The 12693-nt window shown below is 66.2% G+C and carries 12 protein-coding genes and 2 riboswitches; of the genes, 9 read left to right on the top strand and 3 right to left on the bottom strand.

All coding sequences use genetic code 11. The annotated features are described in order from the left end of the window. Positions 1-78 precede the first annotated feature (78 nt). On the top strand, positions 79-813 hold the full coding sequence (locus EYS21_RS10535; RefSeq protein WP_131133147.1) for an NUDIX domain-containing protein: 735 nt from the start codon (positions 79-81) through the stop codon (positions 811-813). 23 nt (positions 814-836) lie between these two features. On the opposite strand, the gene EYS21_RS10530 is transcribed toward EYS21_RS10535, so the two are convergent. Next, the gene (locus EYS21_RS10530; RefSeq protein WP_131133146.1) at positions 837-1607 is read right to left on the bottom strand and encodes a hypothetical protein; all 771 of its coding nucleotides are present in this window, start codon (positions 1605-1607) and stop codon (positions 837-839) included. Positions 1608-2026: 419 nt separating this feature from the next. Continuing rightward, positions 2027-2210, bottom strand: a riboswitch (cyclic di-AMP (ydaO/yuaA leader). Between the two features lie 315 nt (positions 2211-2525). Between EYS21_RS10530 and EYS21_RS10525 the strand changes: the two genes are divergently transcribed. From EYS21_RS10525 to EYS21_RS10510, 4 genes are all read left to right on the top strand, one after another. Then, complete coding sequence (locus EYS21_RS10525; protein ID WP_131133145.1) at positions 2526-4022, top strand: flotillin family protein; 1497 nt, start codon at positions 2526-2528, stop codon at positions 4020-4022. A gap of 153 nt (positions 4023-4175) precedes the next feature. Continuing rightward, positions 4176-5069 (top strand): ribonuclease Z, encoded by an 894-nt coding sequence (locus EYS21_RS10520; protein ID WP_131133144.1) that lies wholly within the window; start codon positions 4176-4178, stop codon positions 5067-5069. Between the two features lie 70 nt (positions 5070-5139). Continuing rightward, complete coding sequence (locus tag EYS21_RS10515) at positions 5140-6120, top strand: dienelactone hydrolase family protein (RefSeq protein ID WP_131133143.1); 981 nt, start codon at positions 5140-5142, stop codon at positions 6118-6120. Positions 6121-6490: 370 nt separating this feature from the next. Then, positions 6491-7954, top strand: a complete 1464-nt coding sequence (locus EYS21_RS10510) for a protein adenylyltransferase SelO (protein ID WP_131133142.1) — start codon at positions 6491-6493, stop codon at positions 7952-7954. Between the two features lie 69 nt (positions 7955-8023). Here EYS21_RS10510 and EYS21_RS10505 read toward each other — a convergent pair whose 3' ends face one another. Then, entirely contained in the window at positions 8024-8872 is an 849-nt protein-coding gene (locus EYS21_RS10505) for a LysM peptidoglycan-binding domain-containing protein (RefSeq protein ID WP_131133141.1), read from the bottom strand. A 3-nt stretch (positions 8873-8875) separates the two neighbouring features. Beyond that, a riboswitch (cyclic di-AMP (ydaO/yuaA leader) is annotated at positions 8876-9077 on the bottom strand. A 420-nt stretch (positions 9078-9497) separates the two neighbouring features. On the opposite strand from EYS21_RS10505, the gene EYS21_RS23385 reads away from it, so the two are divergent. Then, on the top strand, positions 9498-10775 hold the full coding sequence (locus EYS21_RS23385) for a lytic transglycosylase domain-containing protein (RefSeq protein ID WP_165478291.1): 1278 nt from the start codon (positions 9498-9500) through the stop codon (positions 10773-10775). A 26-nt stretch (positions 10776-10801) separates the two neighbouring features. On the opposite strand, the gene EYS21_RS10495 is transcribed toward EYS21_RS23385, so the two are convergent. Then, complete coding sequence (locus EYS21_RS10495; RefSeq protein ID WP_131133140.1) at positions 10802-11188, bottom strand: cupin domain-containing protein; 387 nt, start codon at positions 11186-11188, stop codon at positions 10802-10804. 151 nt (positions 11189-11339) lie between these two features. On the opposite strand from EYS21_RS10495, the gene EYS21_RS10490 reads away from it, so the two are divergent. The 3 genes from EYS21_RS10490 to EYS21_RS10480 are packed head-to-tail and all read left to right on the top strand — an operon-like array spanning position 11340 to position 12687. After that, positions 11340-11702 carry a TraR/DksA C4-type zinc finger protein gene (locus EYS21_RS10490; protein ID WP_131133139.1) on the top strand — a complete coding sequence of 121 codons (363 nt, stop codon included), beginning with the start codon at positions 11340-11342 and terminating at the stop codon, positions 11700-11702. A 4-nt stretch (positions 11703-11706) separates the two neighbouring features. Then, positions 11707-12231, top strand: coding sequence for a DNA alkylation repair protein (locus tag EYS21_RS10485; protein WP_131133138.1), 525 nt, complete (start codon positions 11707-11709; stop codon positions 12229-12231). A gap of 15 nt (positions 12232-12246) precedes the next feature. Continuing rightward, positions 12247-12687, top strand: a complete 441-nt coding sequence (locus tag EYS21_RS10480; protein WP_131133137.1) for a DUF1810 domain-containing protein — start codon at positions 12247-12249, stop codon at positions 12685-12687. Positions 12688-12693 lie beyond the last annotated feature (6 nt).

The following is a 12693-nucleotide window of genomic DNA, read 5'->3' as shown; positions in this document are numbered from 1 at the left end:
GTCATTCTGACGATAACTAGACTGTAGGATCACCGCCGACTTATTGTCAAGGTGACGATAAATACCTAGGATTGCTTCATGACCGAACCTCACCCGCTGCCTGCGCGCTTCCCGGTGACCGTCGACGTCGTCGCCCTCACCGTCCGCGACGGCGCGCTGAATGTTTTGCTGATCACCCGCCTGATTGATCCCTTCCGCGGTCAGCTCGCCCTGCCGGGCGGTTTCGTCCTGGCCGGCGAGGAGTTGCTTACGGCCGCGGGCCGGGAGCTTGCGGAGGAGACCGGTGTCGGACGTCTTCCAGGACATTTGGAGCAGCTGGGCAGTTATGGCCCCAAAGGACGCGACCCGCGCGGGGACGTGCTCACCGTGGCCCACCTGCTGCTCGCTCCCGACTTTCCGGTTCTGGCGGCAGGGAGCGACGCCGCGCACGCGGCCTGGTACCCCGTCAGGCAGGTCATGAATGGCGAAGTGCGGCTCGCCTTTGATCACGAGCGGATCCTCAGTGACGCCTTGGAGCGGGCGAAGTCAAAACTCGAATACTCGCCGTTGGGAGCGGCTTTTTGCGGGCTGGAGTTCACCATAGCCCAGCTCCGCGCCGTCTATGAGGCCGTGTGGGGCACCCGCCTTGACCCCCGCAACTTCCACCGCAAGGCCACGGGAACGCCTGATTTCCTGGAAGATACCGGGCGGATGACGGCCGGCGACGCCGGCCGTCCTGCCGCCCTTTACCGGCTGGCTGAGGCTGCCAGGCCAGCTGCGGGACAGCCGGCGCGTGCCGTACTCAATCCACCGCTGATGCGGCCGCGGGACTGATTTCCGCCGGGGAACTGTCCGGGTCAGTACCAGTTGTTTGCGGCGCGGAATTCCAGGGCTTTTGCCGGAGAGCCATAGCGTTCCTTGATGTAGCCCAATCCCCGGTCCACCTGGCTGGGACGCCACTTTGCCGACGTGTCCCACAGCACGTTCAGGGCATTCATCTGTTCCGCGCCCCATCCATAGGACGCCAGGCGGGCGCTGGCATACGAGCGGGTGTCGACTGCTTCATCGGTGGTGCCATCCCCTTCCTCGGAGGGTGCAGCGGTACCAGTGGGCGAGGGGGCTGGTGACGCGGCCACTGGTGTGGGTGTGGCCGCCGGAGGCGTCGTTGTGGGTGCTGGTGCGGCCGCTGCCGGAGACGCTGGCGGAGCAGGTGTCGCAGGTGAAATAACCGGAGGCTGAAGGATTACGGTGGGCGTCGGTGAGGGCGGAACCGCGGCGGGGGAGTCAGCCAGGATTCCGGCCAGGGTAGGAGCGTCCACTGGCATGGGGAGGTCGGCGACGGCTGGCACGGACGAGGCAATGGGATCCGTAGTAGCAGGCACATTATCGGTGCCCGGGGCGGCCTGGCCCGGTGTGCCCGGTGTGCCCGGGGGAGTGGCGGCGCCGGGCCGGGGAGCCACGCGTCCATTAGTGCCGGTGGGCTGTGTTCCCGACGTGGCGCCGGTCGCGTCCGTTGCAACGGGGGCATCCTGGGCGGACGACTCTTTGCCGAAGAAAGGCAGTTCGGTGGCCTGGCTGGCCGTGCCGACGGCAAGCAGCACGGCAAGGGAGCCGGCGACTATGGCCATCCGATGGCCGACCACACGAACAGAAGCGGCTCTCTTCAGGATGGCCCGGGCATCGGAACTGAAGGCAGAGGCTACCTGGGGGCTAAGTGCTGTCGTTGGCGCGTCGCCCGGGCCGGCGGCCCTCCGTGGGCTTTCCGGAGCGGAACCCATGGGAGCTATTGCCGGAATGGCTTCGGTTGCAGGCGATGCAGTTTCCGAGGGGCGTCCTGATTCCGGGGCAGGCGGTACGTCGAAGGCCGGGCGCCTGTCCCTGCGTCGTCGCAGCGGGGCGGACGCCGTTTCGGTGGAACTATGCCCGGGATGTGACGCTTCTGCGTCGGAACTTGTGGGGGTGACTGGAGTGGTGATGACAGGCGCAGCAGCTGCGCGGTGTCGCCCGGCCCGAAAAGGGCGCGACTGATCAAGCGAACGGGACATGATGGTTGCCTCTCAACGCCTGCGGAGTTAGCTGTCGGGTTCGGCGGAGGTCAACCGGCCGGCACGTTAGACGTGACGGCTTCACCCCAAGGACCGCTGGGCAGCGGCCCGAAGACTGTGGGTCCCCCGTCTCTGCCTTAGTGTGTTGGGAGTCCGGGATGTGGCAGAGCTCGGCGTCAGCCCGGACGCAGCCCGATCCAGATGGGCCACCCCAAGACCGTACATGAACCCGTCCATTAAGTCACGTTTAGGTAACAGGAATGACTCGGACCGCGAGTTACCTTGTGTCCGCCCGCGATTGCACCGGGGTACGGGCTGGCCGGCCAGGGCACAGCGGTAAGCCGGCCGAGCTTTGGATAGTCCACTGGACGTAAGGTTTGATGGAACCCGGTGCGATGGGGGACGTCACGGGGTTGCTTCGGCGGTGCCGTGTCCCCCAGGGCGCCGGGGTCCAAGGATCGGCGGCAACCATGGCGATCTGACACATCAATAGGGGGAACTATGACAGTAATGCTGATCGGCGGGGGCGCACTTGCCCTCCTGCTCATCGCGGGATTCATCTTCTACACGTCGAGCATCCGGTTCGCTAAGCCGAATGAGGCCATGCTCATCACTGGCAAGAGCGATCCGAACACAACCGATGAAACGTCCGACGACCAGTCCCGTGTCATCATCAACAACCGGGCGTTCGTTAACCCGATCACCGAGCGCGTGAGCCACATCTCACTGTCCTCGCGTCAGGTTGAAGTCACCATCGAAGCGATCTCCAACAACGGCATCCAGCTCAAGCTGGCCGGCGTTGCCCAGGTAAAGGTCGGCGGCGACAAGATTTCTGTCCGCAAGGCAGCCCAGCGTTTCCTTGACCAGCAGGACGCCATTGACCACTACACGCAGGAGACCCTGTCGGGTTCACTGCGTTCCATCGTGGGCACACTGAGCGTTGACGCGATCATCAAGGACCGCGCGCAGTTTGCGGCCTCCGTCAAGGAAGAAGCCGAGCATTCGATGACCAACCAGGGCCTGGTCATCGATACCTTCCAGATCAAGTCTGTGGACGACGCAGGCGGCTACCTGAAGAACCTTGGCCGCCCCGAGGCCGCCCTGGTGGCTCGGAACGCCAGCATCGCTGAAGCGAACTCGCAGCGGGAAGCCGCGGAAGCGAAGGCGCTCGCAGACCAGAAAACGGCGGAAGCCGAGCAGAAGCTGGCCCTCCGGCGCGCTGAACTGAAGCAGGAAACGGACGCCCGCCAGGCAGAGGCTGACGCCGCCGGCCCCCTTGCCCATGCCGACCAGCAGCAGGCGATTATCCTCAAGAACCAGCAGGTTGTGGCACGCCAGGCAGAGCTTCGGGAAAAGGAACTCGACATCGAGGTCCGCAAACCCGCAGACGCTGCCAAGTACAAGGTTGAAACCGAAGCAGCCGCCGATCTCGCACGCCGTACCCGCATCTCGGAGGCTACCAAGGTTGAAGCCGCCGCCGAACTCGAAACCCGCAAGCTCAAGGCTGCCGGCAACGAGGTCGAAGCGAAGGCCCTGGCGGCAGCCAACACCGCCAAGGGCAACGCCGAGACCGAGATCAACAAGACCCGGGGCCTTGCCGAGGCCGAAGTGACGAAGACCAAGGGCATCGCCGAAGCTGATGTCATTGGCCTTCGCGGCACCGCTGAAGCAGGAGCCATCGAGGCCCAGGCCAAGGCGTACAGCGAGTTCAACGAGGCAGCAATCCTGAACAAGCTTCTGGAAGTTCTGCCTTCCATAGCCCGGGAAATCGCCGCGCCGATGAGCGCCATCAGCAATATGACCGTCATTTCCAACGACGGCGCAGGTCAGGTCAGCAAGAATGTTTCCTCGGGCGTGCAGCAGACCGCGCAGATGCTCAAGGACACCACCGGGTTTGACGTGATCGAAATGCTCAAAGGCTTCGGCAAATCAACCCCCGTCGCAGACCCCAGGGCCACCGGAAACGGCGTAGTCAAAGAACAAACCGGAGCGCAGTGATCGTGCTGGCCTGAGGGACCGGCCGGCCGGCTAAACTCTGGACGGAATCAACAAAACGCCGCGGAACCACAATTGGTCCGCGGCGTTTTGGCGTCCGGGTGCCGGGCGAAAAGAACTCTGCTTGTCAGCCAACAAAATGGGACACTCGTTTCCATGCGTGAACTTGTCATCCTAGGCACTGCCTCACAGGTGCCGACCCGCACCCGGAACCACAACGGCTACCTGCTGCGGTGGGACGGCGAGGGCCTGCTCTTCGACCCCGGTGAGGGAACCCAGCGCCAAATGCTCCACGCCGGGGTATCGGCCACCCAGATCACCCGCATCTGCCTCACGCACGTGCACGGTGACCACTGCTTTGGCCTGCCCGGAGTGCTGTCGCGGATGGCTTTGGACGCCGTGCCCCATCCGGTCCACCTGCACTATCCGGCGTCGGGGGAGGAGATGGTCCGCGCCCTGGTGGCCGTCAGTTCTCCCGGGACCGACCTGCGGCTTCACCCGCACGGCGCCGCCGGAACGGTCGCGCCTGGCCTGGAGGTGCACCCGCTGAAGCACCGCATCGAAACCTACGGCTACAGGCTCACCGAACCCGGTGGCCGCACCTTCCTTCCGGACCGGCTCGCCGCGGCGGGGATCACGGGAGCGGACATCGGCCGACTGCAGCGTGACGGCCGCCTGGGACGTGTCCGTGTTGAGGACGTGAGTATTCCCCGGCCCGGCCAGCGCTTCGCCTTTGTGATGGACACGGCACCCTGCGCCGGCGCGGAGGAACTGGCCGACGGTGCGGATCTGCTCGTGACGGAGTCAACGTTCAGCAACGACGACGGCGGACTGGCCGCGGAGTACCGGCACCTCACCGCCGGGCAGGCAGGGGAGCTGGCGGCCAGCGCCGCCGTCGGCACCCTTGTCCTCACGCACTTCTCCTCCCGGTACGGCGACGACGTCACGCCGCTCGCGGAGCAGGCACGGGAACGTGCCGGTGGGGCGACGGTTGTTGCGGCCAATGACCTGGACCGGATCACCTTCCCCAGACGACGGCCGCCGCGCTGAGCGGGACCAGGAAGGCCTTGCCCGCTCCACGCCATCGGAGGAGGATGTTGGGCATCTTCAGGAGGCTCCCATGATCCAGCTTGGCAAGTTTGAGACGTACCTGATCGAGGAATTCTTCGACGATTACCGCGCCGGGGACATGACCCACCGCACCTTTACCCGGCGGGTAGCATTCATCACCGGAAGCATGGCCGCCGCCTCGGCCGCGATGCTGCTGGTCGGGTGTACCCCCGAGGAAGTCCCGCGCAGCAGCGACCCGATGCCCACGCCAGCCCCGTCGTCGTCGTCGTCGGCGGGCAACGGCACCGCGGCGGCCGGTGCGGTCCCTGGCGCCAGGAGCCCCCTGTCCGTTCCCGAGGGCGCGGCGGGACTGACGACGTCGACAGTCGCGTTCCCCTCCAACGGCACCGGGATCAGCGGCTACCTTGCCCGGCCGGGCGGGGGAGCAGCGGGTCCGGCGGTGCTGGTCTGCCACGAGAACAGGGGGCTCACCCCACATATCCAGGACGTGGCGCGGCGTTTCGCCATAGCGGGATACAGCGCGCTGGCCGTGGACCTCCTGAGCAGGGAGGGCGGGACGGCTGCCCTGGATGCCGATGCCGTTCCGGGGGCCCTGACCAGTGCGGGCGCCGCACGGCATGTGGCCGATTTCGCTGCCGCCTTCGACTACCTGGCGGCGCAGGATTTCGTGGACTCGGCCCGGATCGCCATGAACGGGTACTGCTTCGGCGGCGGGATCACCTGGCAGGCGGCGGCGGAACTCAGCGGGCTTAAGGCAACTGCCGCGTTCTACGGCCCGGCGCCGGACCTCAGCAAGGTCCCGGCCATCAAAGCGGCCGTCTTCGGTGTCTACGCGGAGCTGGACCAGCGGATCACCGGGGCCATGCCGGCACTGAAGGACGCCCTGACGGCCAGCAACGTCACGCACCAGCTCACGGTGTACCCGGGCGTGGACCACGCCTTCCACAACGACACCAGCGGCCGCTACAACGAGGCCCAGGCCACGGCGGCCTGGAACGACACGCTGGCGTGGTTCAAACAGCACGTCTGAGGGGCGCTGGTCCGCACAGCTATGGGGGCGTCATCCGAAGGGATGCCCGTGATCGCACGTGGTTTGCCCGTCCGGAATCTCGTGTCCCTGGATGCACGTCACGGTGGGAGGCTGCGGAAGGTCATGGGCCAGGAAGAACAGGCTGCTCCGCCCGTGCTCAAACCCCGCGTCCTCCCGTTTCAGCCAGGACCGATGGTTTCGGTGCGCTGAATCAGCGGACCTTTCGACTTCCTGCTGATGATGCCCGAAGGGATTCTTGACCATGGCGACCGCGACCTTTCCATGACCGTCGCTGCCGTGTGAGCAGCGATGAACCGGTACCGAAATTTTACGCCGCCGGCGCCCTCGCCGGCACGGGTAGTCTTGAAACATGAGCACCACAACCCCAGCAACGCTCACCTTTGACGGCCGCTTCGCCCGGGAATTCGGGGAGCTTGCTGTTCCCTGGCAGGCCGAGGAGGCACCGGCGCCGGAGCTCCTTGTCCTGAATGAAGCCCTGGCCAGTGAGCTGGGCCTGGATCCGTCGTCCCTTCGGACGCCCGAGGGGACGCTGATGCTGATCGGCAACCGGATCCCGGAAGGCGCCACCCCTGTGGCCCAGGCCTACGCCGGGCACCAGTTCGGCGGGTACTCGCCGCTGCTCGGCGACGGTCGTGCCCTCCTGCTCGGCGAGGTCACCGACGTCCGCGGGCGACTGCGCGATGTCCACCTCAAGGGCTCCGGCCGTACGCCGTTCGCCCGCGCCGGTGACGGCCTGGCCGTGGTCGGTCCGATGCTGCGCGAATACCTTGTCAGTGAAGCCATGTACGCCATGGGCATCCCCACCACGCGTTCACTCGCCGTCGTGGCCACAGGACGCCCCGTTCGCCGCGAAACCATGCTTCCCGGGGCTGTGCTCACCCGCGTCGCGGGCAGCCACCTGCGCGTGGGCAGTTTCCAGTTCGCCCGCGTCAACGGTGAAACCGAACTCCTCCGCCGCCTGGCCGATCATGCGATCAGCCGCCACTATCCGGACGCTGAGAAGGCAGAGCAGCCCTATCTGGCGTTGTTCGACGCCGTCATCGCCGCCCAGGCGTCGCTGGTGGCCCAGTGGATGCTCGTGGGATTCGTCCACGGGGTGATGAACACGGACAATATGACCATCTCAGGCGAGACCATCGACTACGGACCCTGCGCATTCATGGATGCCTTCAACCCCGATGCGGTCTACAGCTCCATCGACGCGGGCGGACGCTACGCTTACGCGAACCAGCCGCTCATTGCCGAATGGAACCTCACCCGGCTGGCCGAGGCGCTGCTGCCCCTGCTCCATGAGGACCAGGAGCAGGCGGTTGCGCTCGCAGTGGACTCACTGGGCGGGTTCAGGAAGCTGTACAGCGCAGCCTGGTCCGCCGGGATGAGATCCAAGCTTGGGCTGGCCGCGGCCCCCGACGACGACACAGTATCCCCGCTGGTGAACGACCTGCTGGCACTGCTGGAGGAGGGACAGGTTGATTACACCTCGTTCTTCCGGAGCCTCGGCCCGGCAGCCCGGGGCACGCCTGACGCCGCCCGGGCCATGTTCGCCGACCCGGGAGCATTCGATGCATGGGCCGAACGGTGGCTCGCCCTGGAACCGGACGCGCGCATGATGGACCGGGTGAACCCTGCCTACATCCCCAGGAACCACCTCGTGGAAGAGGCCCTGGCCGCCGCTACTGCTGGCGACCTGGACCCGTTCCGCCGCCTGGTGGACGTCCTGGCGAACCCATACAGCGAGCGTCCTGGCCTGGAACGCTACGCCGGTCCCGCCCCTGCTGACTTCGGGAGCTACCGGACCTTCTGTGGGACCTGAGCGAACACAGGGAATGGACGACGGCGGCGCGCGGCCGGGCGCCGCCCGCCGCCGTCGTGCACGGCCGGATCACGCTACGCGGACGAAGGACGCTCCGGCGAGCCAGCTGATGGAGTGGACTTCGGTCTTGTAACCGTCCACGCCGCCGCTGACAACCTGGCCGTTTCCGGCGTAGACGCCCACATGGCCGGCCGTGATGACCAGGTCACCGGCGGCAGGAGTACCCACCACTGTGCCGTACGCAAAGAACTGGGTTGGCGCCAGGTCTCCCACGCTCTTGCCAACCGAGCGCAGTGCCTTCTCCACCATGGCGGTGCAGTCCTGCTGGACGCCCAGCTGCGAATAGGCGGAGGCGAGGATTGCCGCGCCAAGCGAGCCGGACGGAGCCTGGGCCACCGGGGCAGAGGTGGAGGCCAGCTGGACGCCGGTGTTGGCCGGAGCAGTTGGGGCTGCCGCCGCCGTTGCCACGGGAGCCGGTGCGGTGTAACCGGCGCCCGGGATCTGGATCTGGTCGCCGGGGTAGATGATGGTGGTCATGGTCAGTCCGTTGACCGACAGGACGTCGTTGAGGGCAACGCCGTAGGACGCGGAAATAGCGCCCAGGGTATCGCCTGACACGACGGTGTGGACGGTGGCAGCCGCTGCAGGAGCAGGGGCCGATGCCGGAGCAGCCACGGGAGCTGCTGCCGGAGCGCTGGTCTGGCCCTGAACATTGACGGTCCCGGAATTGTCGGGTCCGTGGACGCCGGCCTGTGCGGGTGTGCCGAGACTGAAGAGCAGGCCGGATGCGGCAACAGCAACGAGTGCAGGCCGGCCGAACGTCAGTGCGCGGGCTTTGGCTGTTGAAGACGTGCCGATGAGGGCTGTGGTGCGGACAGGAGTCGCACGAAGGCGTGCGGCAGTGAAGTTCTTGGACACGGATGATCGCCTCTCCCATGCCTGCGGGGTGAGCTGTCGGGTTCGGGTCGGAGACACCCGGCCGGTTACGGCTCCGCACGGGACGGAGCGATACCGACTTAACCCCAAGGCTTCGAAAGAAGCCGTGGAAACGTGGTTCCCCCGTCCCTGCCAGTGGAATGCGCTGGGGTCCCGGGTCAGTGGCAGGGCTCGGCATACTGACGGGAATGTCCCGGCTTGAGCCGGGGCACTGCACGACCATAACCAGCGCTGGATAGGAATGTCACATTCCGATAACGGAATGTAGCGTGCAGGGCCACCTGATCCTTTCGCCGGTTCCTGCGGCTCGGGAGACAGGCGCCGCAGGTCAGGGTCGTAATCCGTATATGCCGGAAGGGCCCATCCGGGTGTGTTGTGATTCACAAACAAAAGTAGGCCTGGGCGGCGATTGTGACGCAACAATTCGAGGCAGCTGTGATAATGGACATTTCGAGCCTGCGTGCAGGGCCATGTTGATGACGCCCTGGTACTTCCGGCTAATAGCCGGCGGACCGGCATCTCTGCTGGGTAACAATGTTGGACCGTGAACGACTTTTGGGCGTTTTGCCCGGTAAGCTCACCAACTATGTCCCGGTTTGCTCACAGAATGAGGCTGCCCGCCCTCGCGGGGGTGCTGGCCGTCGCCCTGACGGGGTCGGCTGCCTTGCTTCCTTCCTACGCCGCCGACGACGCACCGCCGGGCGGCTACCCTTCCTGGCAGGACGTGCAGAACGCCAAGCAAAGCGAGGCCGGCAAGGCCGCAGAGGTCAGCAGGATCAACGATCTGCTGGGCGGGCTGCAGACGCAGGCCGAAGTGCTGGGCAACGCTGCCGTAACCTCCGCCGCCGAGTACGCCGTGGCGGAGGCTGCGCTCCAGTCAGCCACTGCGAAGGTGGATATCCTCACCGCCCAGACAGCACGGGCAACTGCCGAACTTGGACAGTACAAAAGGGAAATCGGAGCGCTGGCAGCGCAGTCTTACAAGACCGGCGGCACCAACATGGGATTCTTCGTTGCCCTTGATGCCGTCCAGACCAACAGCATCCAGGGCCTCAACATCGTCCAGATCGTCAGCGACAAGACAGCAGCACTGGTCAACAAATCCTCAGCCGCCGAACGGGTCTCCGGCGCCCTGGCCGATCAGGAACAGGCAGCCAGGGCAGAACGTGAACGGTTGTCAGGGGAAGCAAAGACCAAGCTCGACGCCGCCCAGGCCGCCCAGCAGGCCATGTCACGGCAGATTGCGGAGCAGCAGGAACACGGCCAGGAACTGACCGCCCAGCTGGCGTCGCTCAAAGACACCACCGCCACGGTCGAGGGCGAGTTCCGGCAGGGCCAGGCCGCCCTGGCCGCCTACGAAGCGGCGCAGGCTGCCAAGCGCGCCGCTGCGCAGGAGCAGGCGCGCCAACAGGCTGAAGCAGCAGCCAAGGCCGCGGCCCTCGCCGCCGCGCAAAAACCCGTGAACCCGGCACCGGCCGCCCCAGCTGCACCGGCGGCGCCCGCCCCGGCTCCTGCCCCGAGTCCGACGCCGACCCCGCCACCCGTCGTCGTACCCATCGTCCCGGGCGGCGCGGTCAACGACCCGGCCGGCGCCAAGAGCTACGCGGCCAGCCGGTTGTCCGCCTACGGCTGGGGACAGGACCAGTTCCAGTGCCTGGCGCAGCTGTGGACCAAGGAATCCAACTGGCTGACCACAGCCACCAACCCCTACTCCGGTGCGTACGGCATCGCCCAGGCACTGCCCGCCGGGAAGTACGCCAGCGCAGGCAGCGACTGGCTCACCAGCTACAGGACGCAGGTCGAGTGGGGACTTGGCTACATCAAGGACCGCTACGGGTCGCCGTGCGGAGCCTGGAACCACTCCGTCCAGTACAACTGGTACTGACCCGGTGCCGCAGGTGCAACGCCGGGCTAGGCGGAGCCCTGCGGCGGTTTGGCGAATTCCGCCGCGCTGACAAACTCAATTCCGACGAAGGCCTGGTCGCCGTCAACCCAGGCGTCATGTCCTGGCGGAATGGTGTAGGAGTCGCCTGCGGAGATGTTGATGCTGTTTCCGTCGGTGGTTTCCACCGAGAGCGCACCGGAAACGCAGTATCCGATGTGGTTCACCTGGCATGACTCGGTGTGGACCACGGGCTTGATGCAGTCGGACCAGCGCCAGCCGGGCTCGAAAGTGAACCGGCCAACCGTGTAGTCGCCCAGGTTGACGACGTCCACTTCGGTCTTGTCCGGACGGCGTTTTTCGTCCGGTGAATTGTGCGACTTGACCGCCAGTTCGGTAACAACATTTGTGGGCATGGCATGCGGGCTTTCTCTGCGGAATCCGGTGTCCGTCAGCTGTCTGTCCCTGGCCGCCAGACGGCATCTGAGGCGCTTACGAGTGCCAGCATCCTCCGTTGCGTCCGGCTTGTCGAGTCCCCCACAGCAGCGACGGCGCTAGGCTTTTCCCATGGCTGACTTTGAGCGGTTCCGGATCCTCCTGGAGGAAGAGCGGGCCCGGAAACTTGCCCTGCTCCCGGCGCTCCGGGCGGACATCTCGTCAGCCAGCGCTGCGCGGCTGGACTCCAACGTCGACGACGAGCACGACCCCGAGGGCGCCACCATCGCCTTTGAATTGTCCCAGGCCTCGGCCCTGCTCAACCAGAGCAGCTCCGGGCTGGCCGAGGTTGAAGCGGCACTGCAGCGGATCTCGGACGGCAGCTACGGAGCCTGCAGCGTGTGCGGCCGGCCCATTGCCGAAGGCCGCCTGGAGGCCCGGCCCTGGACACCGTACTGCATTGAGCACGCCTCCACCGGACGCGGCGGACGGTAAGCCCGTGAACCAGACCGTAATCGATGCCGCGGCTTTCATCGACACCACCCTGCAGAACGAAGGCGCCTGGTACCGGGCGGACGATGTGGAGTCCCGGGTGGGCGGCGCCATGAGCTCGTACGGGTCATCGGTAGGAGCGGTGCGCGGGACCGTCCGCGACGCCGGCAGGAAGTTCAAGGACTTTGCCCACGACGACGTGACGGCCCTGGCATCCCTGCTCTGGGGCCAGCCGCATCCCGGCAGGAGGCCTGTGTATGAACGGCGCCTCGCCGCCGTCGTGCTGCTGCAGTCCCGTGTTGGCCTGCTGCGGCACACCGACCTGACCAGGCTCGAGGGCTTCATCAGGTCCGCGGACTCACGTGAGCTGGTGGATCCGCTGATCAGCGACGTTGTGGTTCCGCTGCTGACGGTACTCGAGGGACAGGACCGGCAGCGCGCCGACGTCGTGATGACCCGTTGGCGCCTGGACCCGGACGATTCGATCCGCCGGGCGGCATCCCTGACCGCGGAAATAGCCGGCAACACCTGAAAGAAGGAGACGGACATGAGCGACCCCCACCACCTGGAACGGTTTGTTGAGGCACAGGACAGCGGCGGCACGTACAGCCAGGCGCTGGCTGAACTGCAGCTCGGCCGGAAGACCGGCCACTGGATGTGGTTCGTCTTCCCGCAGATAGCCGGGCTTGGCAGCAGTCCGACGTCCGTCCGGTACGCCATCAGCACGCTGGCAGAAGCGCAGGCATTCCTGAAGCATGACGTCCTGGGGCCGCGGCTGCTCGAGTCTGCAGCAGCCGTTGAAACCCACGCCGGCCAGTCCGCCGTCGACGTCCTGGGCGGCGTCGACGCCAGGAAGCTCCAGTCCTCCATGACTTTGTTCCTGCGTGCCGCGCCGGGGGAGACCATCTTCAAAACAGTGCTGGCAGACTTTTTTGACGGCCAGCCGGATCCAGCCACCGACTCGCTGCTCGCAGCGGACAGGGACTGAGGCGCG

It is taken from the genome of Arthrobacter sp. S39 (genome assembly GCF_004320525.1).
Taxonomy (GTDB): Bacteria; Actinomycetota; Actinomycetes; order Actinomycetales; family Micrococcaceae; genus Arthrobacter.
Note: the sequence above shows the minus strand (reverse complement) of the source record. Positions and strands in the feature narration are given on the sequence as shown.